The 15,364-nt window shown below is 68.0% G+C and carries 16 protein-coding genes; 5 read left to right on the top strand and 11 right to left on the bottom strand.

Features of this window, described 5'->3' with window-relative positions:
• Nucleotides 1–37: 37 nt before the first annotated feature.
• Entirely contained in the window at nt 38–802 is a 765-nt protein-coding gene (locus AC07OC_RS12070; RefSeq protein WP_218296488.1) for a zf-TFIIB domain-containing protein, read from the bottom strand.
• 156 nt (nt 803–958) lie between these two features.
• On the opposite strand from AC07OC_RS12070, the gene AC07OC_RS12065 reads away from it, so the two are divergent.
• The 4 genes from AC07OC_RS12065 (at nt 959) to AC07OC_RS12050 (ending at nt 5,838) form a co-directional block, all read left to right on the top strand.
• Nucleotides 959–2,248: a solute carrier family 23 protein gene (locus tag AC07OC_RS12065; RefSeq protein ID WP_218296487.1), complete on the top strand. Its 1,290-nt coding sequence runs from the start codon at nt 959–961 to the stop codon at nt 2,246–2,248.
• 144 nt (nt 2,249–2,392) lie between these two features.
• A complete protein-coding gene (gene scpC, locus AC07OC_RS12060) occupies nt 2,393–3,922 on the top strand; it encodes a succinyl-CoA:acetate CoA-transferase ScpC (RefSeq protein WP_218339235.1) in 1,530 nt (509 codons plus the stop codon).
• A 181-nt stretch (nt 3,923–4,103) separates the two neighbouring features.
• Entirely contained in the window at nt 4,104–5,255 is a 1,152-nt protein-coding gene (locus tag AC07OC_RS12055) for an ABC transporter substrate-binding protein (RefSeq protein ID WP_218296485.1), read from the top strand.
• Nucleotides 5,256–5,415: 160 nt separating this feature from the next.
• Nucleotides 5,416–5,838 (top strand): hotdog fold thioesterase, encoded by a 423-nt coding sequence (locus AC07OC_RS12050; RefSeq protein WP_218296484.1) that lies wholly within the window; start codon nt 5,416–5,418, stop codon nt 5,836–5,838.
• A gap of 196 nt (nt 5,839–6,034) precedes the next feature.
• Here AC07OC_RS12050 and AC07OC_RS12045 read toward each other — a convergent pair whose 3' ends face one another.
• Together AC07OC_RS12045 and AC07OC_RS12040 are read right to left on the bottom strand one after the other, a co-directional pair.
• Nucleotides 6,035–6,604 carry a cob(I)yrinic acid a,c-diamide adenosyltransferase gene (locus AC07OC_RS12045; RefSeq protein WP_218296483.1) on the bottom strand — a complete coding sequence of 190 codons (570 nt, stop codon included), beginning with the start codon at nt 6,602–6,604 and terminating at the stop codon, nt 6,035–6,037.
• 189 nt (nt 6,605–6,793) lie between these two features.
• Nucleotides 6,794–7,234, bottom strand: coding sequence for a hypothetical protein (locus AC07OC_RS12040; RefSeq protein WP_218339236.1), 441 nt, complete (start codon nt 7,232–7,234; stop codon nt 6,794–6,796).
• 322 nt (nt 7,235–7,556) lie between these two features.
• On the opposite strand from AC07OC_RS12040, the gene AC07OC_RS12035 reads away from it, so the two are divergent.
• Nucleotides 7,557–7,919: a PLC family EF-hand domain-containing protein gene (locus AC07OC_RS12035; RefSeq protein WP_218339237.1), complete on the top strand. Its 363-nt coding sequence runs from the start codon at nt 7,557–7,559 to the stop codon at nt 7,917–7,919.
• 151 nt (nt 7,920–8,070) lie between these two features.
• On the opposite strand, the gene AC07OC_RS12030 is transcribed toward AC07OC_RS12035, so the two are convergent.
• The 8 genes from AC07OC_RS12030 to AC07OC_RS11995 all read right to left on the bottom strand — a co-directional run bounded on the left by AC07OC_RS12030 (nt 8,071) and on the right by AC07OC_RS11995 (nt 15,282).
• On the bottom strand, nt 8,071–8,865 hold the full coding sequence (locus AC07OC_RS12030; RefSeq protein WP_255590935.1) for an amino acid ABC transporter ATP-binding protein: 795 nt from the start codon (nt 8,863–8,865) through the stop codon (nt 8,071–8,073).
• Entirely contained in the window at nt 8,849–9,502 is a 654-nt protein-coding gene (locus tag AC07OC_RS12025) for an amino acid ABC transporter permease (protein WP_057227970.1), read from the bottom strand. The genes AC07OC_RS12030 and AC07OC_RS12025 overlap by 17 nt, the downstream gene beginning before the upstream one ends.
• Before the next feature lie 3 nt (nt 9,503–9,505).
• Nucleotides 9,506–10,180: an amino acid ABC transporter permease gene (locus AC07OC_RS12020; RefSeq protein ID WP_218296480.1), complete on the bottom strand. Its 675-nt coding sequence runs from the start codon at nt 10,178–10,180 to the stop codon at nt 9,506–9,508.
• A gap of 63 nt (nt 10,181–10,243) precedes the next feature.
• Nucleotides 10,244–11,065: a transporter substrate-binding domain-containing protein gene (locus tag AC07OC_RS12015; protein WP_218339238.1), complete on the bottom strand. Its 822-nt coding sequence runs from the start codon at nt 11,063–11,065 to the stop codon at nt 10,244–10,246.
• Nucleotides 11,062–11,871, bottom strand: a complete 810-nt coding sequence (locus tag AC07OC_RS12010; RefSeq protein ID WP_218339239.1) for a GntR family transcriptional regulator — start codon at nt 11,869–11,871, stop codon at nt 11,062–11,064. Before AC07OC_RS12010 ends, AC07OC_RS12015 begins: the two co-directional genes overlap by 4 nt.
• Before the next feature lie 113 nt (nt 11,872–11,984).
• The gene (locus tag AC07OC_RS12005; RefSeq protein WP_218339240.1) at nt 11,985–13,493 is read right to left on the bottom strand and encodes a carboxylesterase/lipase family protein; all 1,509 of its coding nucleotides are present in this window, start codon (nt 13,491–13,493) and stop codon (nt 11,985–11,987) included.
• Nucleotides 13,490–14,482: a Bug family tripartite tricarboxylate transporter substrate binding protein gene (locus AC07OC_RS12000; RefSeq protein ID WP_218339241.1), complete on the bottom strand. Its 993-nt coding sequence runs from the start codon at nt 14,480–14,482 to the stop codon at nt 13,490–13,492. The genes AC07OC_RS12005 and AC07OC_RS12000 overlap by 4 nt, the downstream gene beginning before the upstream one ends.
• Nucleotides 14,483–14,598: 116 nt before the next feature.
• Nucleotides 14,599–15,282, bottom strand: coding sequence for a TetR/AcrR family transcriptional regulator (locus AC07OC_RS11995; RefSeq protein ID WP_218296475.1), 684 nt, complete (start codon nt 15,280–15,282; stop codon nt 14,599–14,601).
• Between the last annotated feature and the right edge of the window lie 82 nt (nt 15,283–15,364).

Below are 15,364 nucleotides of genomic sequence, written 5' to 3'. Positions count from 1 at the left end.
CAAGGGTATATGCAAACGCGGGAAATGGCCGGCGCGGCTACACCCGCTTGGTCAACACCTCCCAGACCAGCGAGACGCCCGCGGCCAGCAGGTCGCCGGTGAAGGAGTCGCCATCGCCATCCCGCGCGCCGCTGAAGGCACTCTTTTGCCGCTCGCGCTCGGCCCGGCTGCGGTCGCGCTCCAGCGCCACCAGGGCATCGCCAATGTCCACGGTCGCCGCCGGCGTGCCGTGCGCGGCCTGGGCCGGGCGGGCGCCAGCCCGGGCGTAGCCCTCCATCGCGCGCACCACCGCGTCGGGGTCGATGAGCGAGAACGCCGCGCGGCAGTAGGGGCAGGCGTGGTCCTTGCGGATGTCCACGGGCGCGCCGCAGCTGGTGCAGTAGATGGCGCCCACGCGCCGGGCCAGGTCGTCGATCTCGGGGCGCGTCATGTGGCGCACGAAGCCCTTTTCCACCATGAAGGAGGAAAAGGTGCTGAACCGCCCGTGCTGGCGCGCGCAGCGGTAGGTCATGTAGCGGCCGCTGCGCACAACGTCGAAGCCCTGGTCCAGCGCGCAGCTGCAGCGCGGGCAGGCCATGCGCGCCTGCAGCGGGCGGTGTTCATGGGTGCGGTGTTCGTGCAGCAGGCGGAACAGGTCCACCACCGCCTGGGGCGAGAGCTTGAGGTTCTCGTGCCGGTCCAGCCAGAGGCCCTGGCAGGCGTAGCAGATGTCCAGCTCCAGCGTGTGCCCGGTGTTGCTGGTGAACGAATGGGCCTCCATGGGCTGGCGGCACGACGGGCAGGATGGGGCGGATGGCGGCATGGTGGACGTCGGGTGAGGGCCGGCCCTCTTGCCCGCCGCTGTGAGGCAGCCATCCTACCGTTCCCGCCGCCTCGCACCTTCGCCTGGCGAAGTTCATCGTCCGCGTGCGCATTCATCCACTAGCATTCGCGCCTCGAACTACAAGGAACAACACACATGGGATTCATGAACTGGCAAGAAAAAAGCGCGGCCGTGCTGCAGCAGGGCGGAGTGATCGCGCCCGACGAACGGCTGCCCTGGCCGCAGACGGCGGCGATGGGCGTGCAGCACGTGATCGCGATGTTCGGCGCCACGGTGCTGGCGCCCATCCTCATGGGGTTCGACCCCAACGTGGCCATCCTGATGAGCGGCGTGGGCACGCTGATCTTCTTCCTGGTGACGGGCGGCAGGGTGCCCAGCTACCTGGGTTCGAGCTTTGCCTTCATCGGGGTGGTGATCGCGGCCACGGGCTATGCGGGCAAGGGGGCCAACGGCAACATCGCCGTCGCCCTGGGCGGCATCATCGCCTGCGGCCTGCTCTACACGCTGATCGGCGCGCTGGTGCAGGCCATCGGCACGGGCTGGATCGAGCGCTTCATGCCGCCCGTGGTCACGGGCTCGGTCGTCGCGGTGATCGGGCTGAACCTGGCGGGCATTCCGATCAAGAACATGGCGGCGAGCAATTTCGACAGCTGGATGCAGGTGGTGACCTTCGTGAGCGTGGGCCTGGTGGCCGTGCTCACGCGCGGCATGGTGCAGCGCCTCTTGATCCTGGTGGGGCTGATCGTGGCGAGCATCATCTACGCGGTGCTCACCAACGGCCTGGGCCTGGGCAAGCCCATCGACCTGTCGATCCTGGCGAACGCGGCATGGGTGGGCATGCCCAACTTCGCCGCGCCGGTGTTCGACGGCAACGCGATGCTGCTGATCGCCCCGGTGGCCATCATCCTGGTGGCCGAGAACCTGGGCCACATCAAGGCCGTGACGGCCATGACCGGCCGCGACCTGGACCGCTACATGGGCCGTGCGTTCATCGGCGACGGCGTGGCCACCATGGTGAGCGGCGGCGTGGGCGGCACGGGCGTGACGACCTATGCCGAGAACATCGGCGTGATGGCCGCGACCAAGATCTATTCCACCGCCGTGTTCCTGCTGGCGGGCGTGTTCGCGCTGGTGCTGGGCTTTTCCCCCAAGTTCGGCGCGCTGATCCAGACCATTCCGCTGCCGGTGATGGGGGGCGTCTCCATCGTGGTGTTCGGCCTGATCGCCGTGGCCGGGGCCAAGATCTGGGTGGACAACAAGGTGGACTTCTCGCAGAACAAGAACCTGATCGTCGCGGCCATCACGCTCATCCTGGGCACGGGCGACTTCACGCTCAAGTTCGGCCAGTTCGCGCTGGGCGGCATCGGCACGGCCACGTTCGGCGCCATCCTGCTGTATGCCTTGCTCAACCGCAAAGCGGCGTAATCTGCGGACGTGAGCGGACGTACCACATTTGTAAGGGTTAACCCTTAATTTGTAAGGAACGACGGCTAGCATCCTGGGTTTTGTCCACGGGGCCATCCGCTCACCGGGCGGGTGGCCTCTTTTCTTTTTTTGCGGAGTTTGTTCATGTCCCTGGCCGATCGGGTGCTGTACCCCGACTTTCTCTCCCGCACCATGTCCGCCGACGAGGCGGCCGCCCTGATCCCTGCCGGTGCCCATGTGGGCATGAGCGGCTTCACCGGCGCGGGCTACCCCAAGGCCGTGCCAGGCGCGCTGGCGCGGCGCATCGAAAGCCTGAACGCGCAAGGCCATGGTTTCAAGATCGGGCTGTGGACGGGAGCCAGCACCGCGCCTGAGCTGGACGGCGCGCTGGCCCAGGTGGACGGCATCGAGATGCGACTGCCCTACCAGTCCGACCCCACGGTGCGCCGCCAGATCAATGCGGGCCACATGCAGTACGTGGACATCCACCTGTCGCACGTGGCGCAGTTCGTGTGGTTCGGCTTCCTGGGCAAGCTCGACGTGGCCGTGGTCGAGGTGGCGGGCGTGCTGCCCGACGGCCGGCTGATTCCCTCGTCCTCGGTGGGCAACAACAAGACCTGGCTGGACCAGGCCGACAAGGTCATCCTGGAAGTGAATGCCTGGCACAACCCGGGCCTGGAAGGGATGCACGACATCTACTACGGCACCGACGTGCCGCCACACCGCAGGCCCATCCCGATGACGCGGCCCGACGAGCGCATCGGCGAGCCCTACCTGCGCTGCGACCCGTCCAAGGTGATCGCGGTGGTGGTGACGGACCAGCCCGACCGCAACAGCGTCTACGCCGCGCCCGACGACACCTCGAACCGCATCGCGGGCCACATCATCGAGTTCCTGCAGCACGAGGTGAAGAAGGGCCGGCTGCCCCGGGACCTGCTGCCGCTGCAGTCGGGCGTGGGCAACATCGCCAACGCGGTGCTGGCGGGGCTGAACAACGGCCCGTTCGAAAACCTCACGGCCTACACCGAGGTGCTGCAGGACGGCATGCTGGACATGCTGCGCTCGGGCAAGCTCGCCAGCGCCTCGGCCACCGCCCTGTCGCTCAGCCCGGCGGCGATGCAGGACTTCAACGAGCGCATCGAGTACTACAAGCAGCGCATCGTGCTGCGCCCGCAGGAGATCAGCAACCACCCGGAGCTGATCCGCCGCATGGGCCTGATCGCGATGAACGGCATGATCGAGGCCGACATCTACGGCAACGTCAACTCCACCCACATCATGGGCTCGGCCATCATGAACGGCATCGGCGGCTCGGGCGACTTCGCGCGCAATGCGTACCTGTCGATCTTCATGACGCCCTCGCTGGCCAAGAACGGCTCGATCTCGTGCATCGTGCCCATGGCCTCGCACGTGGACCATACCGAGCACGACGTGCAGATCCTCGTCACCGAACAGGGCCTGGCCGACCTGCGCGGCCACTCGCCCACGCAGCGGGCCGAGCTCATCATCGACCGCTGCGCGCACCCCGACTTCCGCCCGGCCCTGCACGACTATGTGGCCCGCGCCAAGCGCGGCGCCGTGGGCCAGCACACGCCGCACCTGCTGGGCGAGGCACTGTCCTGGCACCAGCGCTACGTGGAGACGGGCAGCATGCGGCAGAGCGCGCCCGCCTGACCAGGCCCCGGCCGAATCCCCCGGCCGGCAGGGAGAACATGGTCTTGTCACAGGCCCTGGGTAGAATCAGGGTTAACCCTTGGTCGTCGGACCACCAGGCCTCCCCCCGTTTTCCTTTTTCTTCACCGGCCACCAGCCCTTCGCAGGGCTGGTGGCCTTCTTGTCCGTGAGTTTTCCTGCCATGCAACGTCGCCAGTTCACCCAGTCCCTTGCCGCTGCCAGCGCCGGCCTGCTTTTTGCCAACCCGTCGCGCGCCGTGGGCGTGCAGGACCCGATGGACGCCAGGAGCGTGGCCATTGGCTGCTCCGTCGGCCTGACCGGTGCCCTGGCCAGCCTGGGCAAGGAACTCAAGCAGGGCCTGGACGCGGGCATCGCCCAGGCGAACGTGCGAGGCATCCATGGCCGGGAGCTGAAGCTGCTGGCGCTGGACGACGGCTATGACGCCGCCCGCTCGGAGGAGAACGCGCGCAAGCTGATCGCCGACGGCGGCGTGGTGGCGCTGCTGTCGTGCATGGGCACGGCCAACAACCAGCGCATCCTGCCGCTGGTGGACGAGGCGCAGATCCCCTACGTGGCCCCGCAAAGCGGCGCCACGTCGCTGCGCAAGGCCGAGTACCGCTCGGTGTTCCACGTGCGCGCCAGCTACTCCGACGAGGCCCAGCGCCTCACGCAGAAGCTGGTGGCCATGGGCATCACCGACCTGGCCATCGTCTACCAGGACACCGCCTTCGGCCGCGAATTCCTGGCCGATGTGAACAACGCCATGAAGGCGGCCCAGCAGCCCGCGCCCAAGGCGTTCAAGCTCGACGCACAGGGCGCGCAGGTGGCCGACGTGGTCAGGCAGGCCGTGGCGGCCAAGCCCACGACGGTGCTGCTGGGGACGGCGGGCGACGTGTCGGCCGCGCTGGTCAGCGAATTCAAGAAGGTGTCGCCCAGCACCCCGCTGGCAGCGACCAGCGTGGCCCTGTCCGGCGACAACCTGCGCCAGCTCGGTGGCAAGGCGGCGGGCATCGCGCTGTCGATGGTGCTGCCCGACGCCGGCCGCACCAGCGTTGCCCTGGTGCGCGACTACCAGCGCGCCATGAAGGCGGTGGGCTTTCAGGAATTCTCGAGCCGCAGCTTCGAGGGCTATGTGAACGCCCGCGTGCTCGCCGAAGGCCTGGAGCGCGCCGGCCGCGAGCTGACCCGCGCCAGGCTGCGCAACGCGCTGGCCGGCATCCGCAGCAACGACCTGGGCGGCCTCACGATCGACTACGCCGGCAGCGCCCCCTATGTGGGCTCGCGTTTCCTGGACCTGGGCGTGATGGGCGCCAACGGCAAATTCATCGGGTAACCCCCTGGGGCGCTGCGCGCCATTCCACAAGGGGGACGCCTTCGGTGGACCGGCAGGGCCGGATCCACGGTGGCGCCAGGCCGGGTCTGCGCCCATGAGAGCAAGATGGGCACAATGGCCGGTCCGAAAAGATTCATCCCTCTGTCCGACCGAAGCCACCATGCCCATCTGGAAAAAGCCCGTCGACCTGGCTCGACTCAACGCCGACCACCACAACACCGCTGCCTCGCACCTGGGCATCGAGATCATCGAACTGGGTGACGACTTCCTGCGCGGCCGCGTGCCGGTGGACCAGCGCACCAAACAGCCCTTCGGGCTGCTGCACGGCGGCGTGAGCGTGGTGCTGGCCGAATCGCTGGGCTCGGTGGGCGCCTACTACGCCAGCCCCGAGGGCCACAACGCCGTGGGCCTGGACATCAACGCCAACCACCTGCGCTCCGCCACCAGCGGCTGGGTGACGGCCACCGCCCGGCCCATCCACCTGGGCCGCACCACGCACGTGTGGCACATCGACATGGTCAACGACGCGGGCGAACTCACCTGCGTGTCGCGGCTGACCATGGCGATCCTGGCGCCGAGATAAGGTGCATCCCCCTGAGGCACTTCGTGCCTTCCCCCTTCTCTCGAATCGCTAACGCGACTCGGGAAGGGGGACGCAGCCCTCGCTGCGGGGCGGCCCTTGCTTGGCTGCCGTGGTGGGCAGCGCCACCCGCAGCGGGCAGGGTTGAATTTATAGAAAATTACTCTCCAGCGCTTACTGGGTAAGCGCCAAAAGCTATCTATTCAGTAGCATTCTGCTGCGCCAGGCGCTCGCTTTTCCAGTACACGTCATCCCCGCCATCCATGCGGTTGAGCACGCGGGCCAGGACGAACATCAGGTCGGAGAGGCGGTTGAGGTACTGGCGCGGCGCGTCGTTCAGCGCCTCTTCGTTGCCCAGGGCGACCACGGCGCGTTCGGCGCGGCGCGCCACGGTGCGGCAGACATGGGCTTGCGCGGCGGCGCGGGTGCCGGCGGGCAGGATGAATTCCTGCAGGCGCGGCAGCGCCGCGTTGTGGTGGGCCAGGGCGTCATCCAGTGCCAGCACCGCTTGCGGCTTGAGCAGTTCGAAGCCCGGGATCGACAGCTCGCCCCCCAGGTTGAACAGCTGGTGCTGCACCTCGACGAGCAGGCCGCGCACGTCCTCCGGCACGCGCTCGCACAGCAGCAGGCCGATGTGGGAGTTGAGCTCATCCACGTCACCGAGCGCATGGATGCGCAGGCTGTCCTTGGAGACGCGTTCGTTGTTGCCCAGGCCGGTGGTGCCGGCGTCGCCGGTGCGCGTGGCGATCTGTGTGAGTCGGTTGCCCATGGGTGCCTTGCTTGGTCGGTGGGGGATGCGGCGCAGGGCCGCGCGGGGAATCTGCACCCGCGATTTTCCGCCACCGCGCCCGCCGGGCCGGTATTCAAAAAAAAGCCCCTTGCACACGCACCCGGTGCAAGGGGCGGGCGGGCAGCCCCTATCGCGCTGCCGCCCACCGGCTGCCGCCGGCCACCAGGGTCACTGGGTCGCCGTCGAGCGGTTGAGCTTGTCGATGTCCGCCGTGGAGACACCCGTGTTCGAGGGCTTGAGGTTGTTCCACGCATTGGCGTGGTACGTGTCCCACTCCTGGCGCGACACCATGCCGTCGCCGTTGGAGTCCATGAGGCGGGCGTTCACCCGCGTTTCCGCCTTGGCGGCGGCCTTGCCCCCGGAGGCGCTGGGGTTGATTTCTGCCACCGGGGCGCCACGGCCATCGCCCTTGGCAGGGTTGGCGGGCGCCGCCGTGCTCTGGCTGGCACGGTTGTCGGCCTTGTTCTGCGCATTAGCGGCGGCGGGGCCGCCCGAAGCGGCGGGATTCACCTCGGAAGGGGGGCGGGCGGTGTTGGTGGCGGGCGCCTGCGCGAGGGCGGCGGTGCAGGCCAGGGCGGCGAGGGCGGCCACAACGGTTTGCTTTTGCATGAGAGGCTCCTTGGGATAAAACAACAAAAAAACATCCATCCAGCGGGATGCTGAAGTGCATTGTTTTGGGCCGGCGGGAACGCCGATGTAGGACATGCCCCGGCCTGCCAGTCATCCGGCAACCGGCCCGCGGCGTCGGGCGGGCGTCCGTGGCGCCCTACGTTTGGGTACATCCCCTCCGCATTGCCCTACAAGGCAGCCGCTGCCGGTTACACCGCGCTGGGAAATGTTGGCCCGGGCAACAGCAGGCAAGAGTGCTGGCCTTGGCCGGCCTGCTGCTGTGCAATGAAACCCTGTTCAACTTCGAAGGAGCCTAGCTTCCATGAAAGCACTGCAACGACGCACCTATTCGTTCGATACGCGCAGCGTGATGCTCTTCGCCGCCCTCTCCCTGGGTGGCGTGGGCGCATTGCAGGCACAGTCCACCTCCACTTCGCCCCAGCCTGCGCCGGCCAGCAAGGCCGCAGCCCCGGGAGACCCCAAATACTCCTACGGCCCTGGCACCGGAAACCCCTCCATGGCCGCCACCAACGCTTTCAATCGCGCCGACACCGACAAGGACGGCAAGCTGAGCGAGAAGGAAGCCACCAAGCTGCCGGCCATCAGCCAGCGCTTCAAGGAGCTGGATGCCGACCAGAGCGGCTCCCTGTCTCCAACCGAATTCGAGAAGGGCCTTCTTTCCTGATCCTCCATCCCGGATGCCCTGGCTCTTGGCCACGGAGCCAAACCCGGGGTGACCACCGCGTGTAGCGGACCATTGGCGTCCGCGAGCCCGCCCGCCCTGGAGCGTTCCAGACCGTGGGCGGGCTTTTGCGCCTGCGCGCCGAGGGCCGCCGTCAGTCGTGCAGCGAGGACAGGAATTGCTGCAGTTCAGGCGTGCGCGGATGGCCGAACAGCTCGGCGGGCGTGCCCGTCTCGTGCACACGGCCCTGGTGCATGAAGATCACGCGGTCGCTGACCTTGCGCGCGAATGCCATCTCGTGCGTGACCATCATCAGTGTCATGCCTTCCAGCGCGAGCGACTCCACCACGCGCAGCACCTCGCCCACCAATTCAGGGTCGAGCGCCGAGGTGATCTCGTCGCACAGCAGCACCTGTGGCTCCATGGCCAGGGCGCGTGCAATGGCCACGCGCTGCTGCTGCCCGCCCGAGAGCTGGTCGGGCATGGCGTCGAATTTTTCTGCCAGGCCCACGCGCTCGAGGAGCTTGCGCGCCTGCGCGGCCGCCGTGGCGGCGTCGCGCGACTTCACCAGCGTGGGGGCCAGCATGATGTTGCGGCCCACCGAAAGGTGCGGGAACAGGTTGAAGTTCTGAAAAATCATGCCCACCTGCTGGCGCAGCTCACGCATGGCCGTGGGGCTGTCGTGCATGAGCTTCTTGCCGTTGACGCTGAGGGCACCCTCCTGAAAGACCTCCAGCCCGTTCACGCAGCGCAGCAGCGTGCTCTTGCCCGAGCCGCTCTTGCCGATGATGGCGATCACCTCGCCCTTTTGCACCTTGAGGTCGATGCCCTTGAGCACCTCGTTCGTGCCGTAGGACTTGCGCAGGGCCGTGATGTCCACGATGGGCGGCGCGCCCACCACGATGCCGTCGTGGGCGGGAGCCGGGGTTGTGTCAACTGCGGTTGCCATGGAGTTTCCTTTCAAGGGACTGCGCCACCAGGCTCACCGGGAAGCACAAAACAAAGTACAGCAGGGCCACGCAGGCGTAGACCAGGAAGGGCTGGTAGGTGGCGTTGGAAATCATGCTGCCGGCCTTGGTCAGCTCGACAAAGCCGATCACCGATGCCAGCGCCGTGCCCTTGATCACCTGCACCAGAAAACCCACGGTGGGCGGCACCGCAATGCGCAGTGCCTGCGGCAGCACCACATGGCGCAGCTGCTCGCCAAAGTTCAGTGCCAGGCTCTGCGCCGCCTCCCACTGGCCCTTGGGGATGGAGGCCACGCAGCCGCGCCAGATCTCCGTGAGATAGGCGCTGGTGTAGAGCGTGAGTGCCACGGCGGCGGCCGTCCACGGCGAGGTCTTGATGCCAAAGAGCGCAATGCCGAAGTACGCCAGGAACAGCTGCATGAGCAGCGGCGTGCCCTGGAACACCTGCACGTAGGCACCGATCAGGCGCTCGGTACCCCGCACCTTGGACAGGCGCAGCACCAGCAGCAACAGGCCCACCAGCCCGCCGCCGATGAAGGCAATGAGCGAGAGACTGACGGTCCAGCGCGCGGCCATCAGCAGGTTGCGCAGGATGTCCCACAGAGAAAATTCCACCATGGCTTATCTCCCCACCAAGAATCGGGCACCCACCCAGATGAGCAGGCGGCGGGTCAGCATCGACAGCGCCAGGTACACGGCCGTCGCCAGGATGAACGCCTCGAACGCGCGGAAGGTGTTGCTGGAGATCAGGTTGGCCGCGTAGCTCAGTTCCGGCGTGGAGATCTGCCCGCACACGGCCGAGCCCAGCATCACGATGATGATCTGGCTCACCATGGCCGGCCACACCTTGAGCAGCGCCGGCGGCAGCACCACACGGCGGAAGGTCTGGCCGGGCGTCAGGGCCAGGCTCTGCGCGGCTTCGATCTGCCCGCGCGGCGTGGCCTCGATGCCGGCGCGGATGATCTCGGCCGAATACGCGCCCAGGTTGATCACCATGGCCAGCACGGAGGCCACCTCGGGCGAGAGCTTGAGCCCGAGCGCCGGCAGGCCGAAGAACAGGAAGAACAGCTGCACGATGAAGGGCGTGTTGCGCACCAGCTCCACATAGGCCGCCACGGCCCAGCGCAGCGGCAGCGCACGCGGCCCCAGGTTGCGGGCGCGCGCCCAGGCACAGGCCGTGCCCAGCAACAGGCCCAGCACGGTGCCCACCACCGTGAGCCCGATGGTCCAGACCACACCGCGCACCAGCAGCGGCCAGGAGGACAGCACGGCAGAGAAATCCAGCGCGATCAGCATGCGGTTGCCCTGCGGCGCTTGTCACGCCCCAGGCCTGTTCAGCAAATGGTCAGTGGTGAGCGTTCACAGGGGCAGTTCGCCGGCGGGACGGCCCAGCCACTTGCTGGAGAGCTTGTCGATGTCGCCCGACTTCTTCGCCTCGGCGATGATCTCGTTCACGCGCAGGCGCAGCTTGTCCTCGCCCTTGGCCACGCCGATGAAGTTGGGGCTGTCCTTGAGCAGCAGCTTGTACTCGGTCTGCAGGCTGGGGTTCTTCATCATGATGGTGCCGGCCGTGGACGCGCTGGTGGCGATGGCCTGCGTCTGGCCCGACACGAAGGCCGAGATGCTGGCCGCGTGGTCTTCAAAACGCTTCACGTCCACGCCGGCGGGTGCGACCTTGGCCAGTTCCTGGTCCTCCATGGCGCCGCGCGTCACGGCCACCGACTTGCCGGCCAGGTCCGCAAAACTCTTGATCGACAGGCTCTTGCCCGCGAACACGGCCTGGAAGAACGGCGCATAGGCGGCGGTGAAGTCGATCACCTTCTCGCGCTCGGGGTTCTTGCCCAGCGTGGAGATGACGAGGTCGGCCTTCTGCGTCTGCAGGTAGGGGATGCGGTTGGCGCTGGTCACGGGGATCAGTTCGACCTTCACGCCCAGCTTGGTGGCGATGTAGTTGGCCATTTCCACATCCAGGCCCTGGGGCTTGAGATCCGTGCCGACAAAGCCGTAGGGCGGATAGTCGGTGGGGATGGCGATCTTGATTTCCTTGGCCTTGAGGATGTTGTCCAGCGCGTTCTGCGCGTGGGCGGCAGGGGCCATCAGCGCGGCCGACAGGCCCGTGGCGGCAAGCACGCCCAGTGTCAGGCGGCGGGTCGAGGAAACAAAGGCACGGGAGGCGGTCATAGCAGGGCTCCTAGGTAGGTGGATGCGTCGGCGGGTGCTGCGTCCGTGTCGGACGCTTTCGGGGTGGAACTCTTGGGCGCAGCGCGGGGCTTGCGTTGCCGGGGCTGCGCGGTGGTGTCCGCTGCGGCGGCAGTGGTCTTGCGCACCGGGGCCAGCGCATCGCGCAGCCCGGCCAGCGGGTCGGTGCTGGCCTGCAGGCGCAGCGCGGATTGCACCGAGCCGATGTGCTCGGACATGAGCGCCTCGGCCTGGGCGATGTCGCCCGCCTCCAGCGCCTCGACGATGCGCACGTGGTCGGCGCACGACTGCGCGGCATCGTGCGACGACTGGTAGAGCATGGCGATCAGCGTGGTGCGCGCCGTGAAGTCGCGCAGCGTGTCGGCCAGCAGTGAATTGCCCAGGCATTCGGCCAGGCACACATGGAAGTCGCCCAGCAGGAAGCTGCGCGCGCCCACGTCGCTGCCCGCCAGCGCCGCCTTCTCGCGCTGCAGGTGGCTCCTGAGCTGGCGCACGGCCGCCTTGTCCACCGCCTTGAGCTGGTGCAGCAGGCCCAGTTCGATCACGCGGCGCGCTTCGAAGGCCTCGCGCGCCTCGTCTTCCGAGGGTTCGATCACATACCAGCCACGCCGCGCGCTCACGGTGACGATGCCGCGCGTGGACAGCCGCGTGAGCGCCTCGCGCACGATGGTGCGGCTGCAGTCGAACAGCATGGCCAGCTGCTGCTCGCCCAGGCGCGAGCCGGGGGCGAGCTTTTGCGCCATCACGGCTTCGATGATGCGGTTGCTGATCTCGGTGGCGGTGGTCATTGCCGCCTGCTGATTGCAGGTTCCGTGCCAACTGGTATACAAGATGGATGCACCAGTGTGGCGCGCCAGTCTATGGCGCCCTACGGGGGCTCAGCGGACTTCGCCCTCCTTGCTCAAAGAATGCCTCGCCACGGATTGAATCTGGTGGGTTCGCTATGGATTTCGCAGCGCGATGCGCTGTTGAAATGCTGCAGCCAGGGCATGGTGCCCTCATGGCGCGCCCAGCCGGGGTCGCCCCGGCGCGCAAAACTCGCCCAGCTTTGGTGCATGGCCTGCGCCAGAGCGGCAGGCGGCGCAGCCCCCGTGAACTCTTGCCCCTGGGCAGTGTGAAGGTTGCCAAAGACAAACGGCAGCTCCACCGCGTGCGCCGCGCCCAGCCGCCCCCGCCACTGGGGGGATGCCCAGGCAAACTCATAGCGGTGGGCGCTTTGGGCCCATTCGCTGGCCAGCGCCGCGATGCGCTGTGCGGGCACGCGGTAGTAGAAATCGGACTGCAAGGCTGACAGCAGCTCGCCCGGTGTCTGCTGGGCAGCCGGCAACAGCGCCCGGCAGGCGCGAACCGCCTCCGTGGGCAAACCCACATCCTGCGCAAACGCCAGCACCTGCGCCTCGCTCACGCGGTCGATGGCGCCGCCCGGCACGTGGTAAAGGCGCATCTCGTCCACATTGCTGCCCACCAGTACCTGCAGGTCCGGTGGTCGGGCCCTCCATTGCTGGCGCATCGCCTGCAGCGGCGGCGCAGCCAGCACCCGCCCATCCACCACGGGCCGCAGCGGAAAGAAGTTGCGGCCCCCGATGCCATGCCGAACCCGAAGCGACGGATCTGCTGCCAGCCTGTGGACGGCATGAAGCACCGAACCGATGGGGGCCAGGGCCAGCGTGGTGCGGCTCGGCGCCACGCCCACCAACGCAGCCACTGCGCGGCGCACGGCGGCGGCTTCGTCCAACGTTTGGCAGGCCACGCTCGGGCTTTGCAGGATGACCCTCTGGAACAAGCCGCGCGACGCTGGCATGCCCAGCAGGCACGCCAGCGCACCCGCGCCCGCCGACTGGCCAAACACCGTGACCTGCGTCGGGTCGCCACCCCAGGCCTGGACATGGTCCTGCACCCACTGCAGCGCAGCGATCTGGTCCAGCAAACCCCGGTTGGCGGGTGCACCGTCGTCCTCACCCTCGAAGTGCATGAACCCGTCCATGCCCAGCCGGTACTGCAGCGACACAAAAACCAGCCCCTGCCGGGCGAACGAAGCGCCGTCGTACAGCGGTTCGCTCGCCGAGCCGCGAAAGAAGCCGCCACCATGCACCCACACCAACACCGGCAGGCCCGCACCCGGCGCTGCGGGCGGTGCCCACACATTCACGGCCAGGCAGTCCTGGCCACCCAGCATGGGTGCATCGGCTTTTGCCGTGCGGGCCAGTTGCGGCGCCATGGGCGCGAAGGTGGTGGCGTCGCGCAGGCCGGACCACGGCAACGCAGGCGCCGGTGCCGCAAAGCGCAGCGCGCCACGTGGTGCCTGGGCGTACGGCACGCCACGGAACACACGCACGCCGTGGTCCCACAGACCCCGCAGCTGGCCGCCGTGGGGCAGCGTGACCTGGGGTGCCGCTGTGCCCACTGTCATTCCGTGGCCAGGCCCAGCTTGTCGATCAAGGGCCGCCACACGGCCGCATCGCGCGAGGCCCAGGCGCGCACGTCGCCCGGCACCGAGGAAGTGAGCGTGACGTTCATGGCCTCCAGCCGCGATTTGTACTGCGCATCGCCCCGGCACTTTTCGGTGACGGCGTTGAGCTTGCTCAGCAGTTCGGGCGGCGTGCCCGCCTTGGCCACCACCGCAATCCACGCGGGCCGCGCCAGGTCGGCGGCGGTGGGCAACGCTTCGGCAATGGTGGGCACCTCCGGCAGCAGGGGCGAGCGCTGCGCGCCAAACAGCGCCAGCGGCACCAGCTTGCCCGCCTTGACCTGGGCTGCGGCCGTGCCGATGACCAGGGTCATCGCATGGATCTGCTGCCCCATCAGCGCGGTGAGGCCCGCGCCTTCGCCCACAAAGGGCACATGGGTGCCAGCCACGCCAAGGCGCTCGATGAGCGCCGAAGTCAGCAGGTGCGCCGGGCTGCCCTTGCCCGGCGACCCAAAGTTGACGCCACCCGGCGTGGCGCGCGCGAGTTTTTGCAGATCGGCCAGGCTCGCGATGCCCTGCCCCGCAGGCACGGCCAGCACCAGCGGCGACGTGCCCAGCACGGCCACGCCATCGAAATCGCGCAGCGGGTCGTACGGCGGCTGCTTGTACACATACGGCGTGATCGTCATCTGCGACATGCCGATGCTCAGCAGGCTGTAGCCGTCGGCGGGCTGGCCCTTGAGGTAGTTGATTGCCAGCACGCCGTTGGCCCCCGGCTTGTTCTGCACCACCACCGCCTGGCCCAGTTCACGCGCGGCGCAATCGGCCCACACGCGGGTCATCGCGTCCGAGCCGCTGCCGGGCGGCTGCTGCGCAATGAGCTGGATGGGCTTGGCCGGGTACGCGCCTGGCTGTGCCACTGCGGTGCCTGCCAGCAGCACGAGGGCGCCCAGCAGCGGAATGCGGGGCGCGCGGGGGAAGGAAAGGGCCATGGTGTGTTGTCTCCTGGGTTTTTTGGGGGGGTGGCAGTGGAATGGCGTTGCACGGGCGCCTGGCGGGGCACCCGCAAACGTGCGCAGGTGCGCGCCGGTGCGGCGGCACCCGGGGCCTAGCGGCGAGGCGCTCGCGCCTTGGCGGGCGCGGCACTGGCGGCTGCGGCTTCACAGCGGGTGGCGATCAGGTCGGCCAGGCAGGCCAGCTGGGCTTGTTGCGCAGCATCCGGCGTGTCCTGCCGCGCAGGTGCAAAAAGCTGCAGCATCCCCAGCCCGCGCAGCGAGGACAGCACCAGGCCCAGCAGGCCATCGCGGTCGGCCTCGTGGGCCAGTTCGGGAAATGCCTTGAAGAACCCGTCGCGCATGCGCGCCTGCACGCTCTGGCGCAGCTCGGCAATGTGGCCCAGCACTTCCGGCTGGTTGCGGCAGCCCAGATAGATGTTCCAGGCCACGATGAAGCGCGGCTGCGCATAGACCAGGCCCCAGACGGCCTGCACGAAAAGGGTCGCCCTCTCGCGGGGCGCCAGCGTGCTGTCGGGCCAGAGTGCGCCCGACAGCACGCTGGACTCGATCAGCTCGCTGAGCACGTTCATCATCAGCACCGCCTTGGAGGTGAAGTGGTGCTGCACCGCCCCCGACGTCATGCCCGCCGACTTGGCCAGCTCATGGATGGACATCTCCTCCAGGCTGCGGTTCTGGATCACATCGATGGCCGTGGCGATCAGGTGCTGGCGGGTGGCGGCGCTGCGCTCGGCATGCGTGCGGCGCACCCCCGCCTTGGGGGAAACACGGTGGTTCATGGCGCTTTCACAATATACATTTCAAACGTAATGTATTTAAGCGAACACCCGCGAACAAGCCCGTGAATACCCGCACCACGCC

The sequence above is a fragment of the Acidovorax sp. GW821-FHT10E04 genome (genome assembly GCF_059415185.1).
Note: the sequence above shows the minus strand (reverse complement) of the source record. Positions and strands in the feature narration are given on the sequence as shown.

Bases quoted from the DNA above. Each gene is read 5' to 3' on its own strand.
- AC07OC_RS11995 (WP_218296475.1), bottom strand. From the start codon at position 15,282: ATGAACCACCGTGTTTCCCCCAAGGCGGGGGTGCGCCGCACGCATGCC.
- AC07OC_RS12030 (WP_255590935.1), bottom strand. From the start codon at position 8,865: ATGGCAACCGCAGTTGACACAACCCCGGCTCCCGCCCACGACGGCATC.
- AC07OC_RS12045 (WP_218296483.1), bottom strand. From the start codon at position 6,604: ATGGGCAACCGACTCACACAGATCGCCACGCGCACCGGCGACGCCGGC.
- AC07OC_RS12020 (WP_218296480.1), bottom strand. From the start codon at position 10,180: ATGCTGATCGCGCTGGATTTCTCTGCCGTGCTGTCCTCCTGGCCGCTG.
- AC07OC_RS12050 (WP_218296484.1), top strand. From the start codon at position 5,416: ATGCCCATCTGGAAAAAGCCCGTCGACCTGGCTCGACTCAACGCCGAC.
- AC07OC_RS12070 (WP_218296488.1), bottom strand. From the start codon at position 802: ATGCCGCCATCCGCCCCATCCTGCCCGTCGTGCCGCCAGCCCATGGAG.
- AC07OC_RS12040 (WP_218339236.1), bottom strand. From the start codon at position 7,234: ATGCAAAAGCAAACCGTTGTGGCCGCCCTCGCCGCCCTGGCCTGCACC.
- scpC (WP_218339235.1), top strand. From the start codon at position 2,393: ATGTCCCTGGCCGATCGGGTGCTGTACCCCGACTTTCTCTCCCGCACC.
- AC07OC_RS12015 (WP_218339238.1), bottom strand. From the start codon at position 11,065: ATGACCGCCTCCCGTGCCTTTGTTTCCTCGACCCGCCGCCTGACACTG.
- AC07OC_RS12005 (WP_218339240.1), bottom strand. From the start codon at position 13,493: ATGACAGTGGGCACAGCGGCACCCCAGGTCACGCTGCCCCACGGCGGC.
- AC07OC_RS12010 (WP_218339239.1), bottom strand. From the start codon at position 11,871: ATGACCACCGCCACCGAGATCAGCAACCGCATCATCGAAGCCGTGATG.
- AC07OC_RS12025 (WP_057227970.1), bottom strand. From the start codon at position 9,502: ATGGTGGAATTTTCTCTGTGGGACATCCTGCGCAACCTGCTGATGGCC.
- AC07OC_RS12055 (WP_218296485.1), top strand. From the start codon at position 4,104: ATGCAACGTCGCCAGTTCACCCAGTCCCTTGCCGCTGCCAGCGCCGGC.
- AC07OC_RS12035 (WP_218339237.1), top strand. From the start codon at position 7,557: ATGAAAGCACTGCAACGACGCACCTATTCGTTCGATACGCGCAGCGTG.
- AC07OC_RS12065 (WP_218296487.1), top strand. From the start codon at position 959: ATGGGATTCATGAACTGGCAAGAAAAAAGCGCGGCCGTGCTGCAGCAG.
- AC07OC_RS12000 (WP_218339241.1), bottom strand. From the start codon at position 14,482: ATGGCCCTTTCCTTCCCCCGCGCGCCCCGCATTCCGCTGCTGGGCGCC.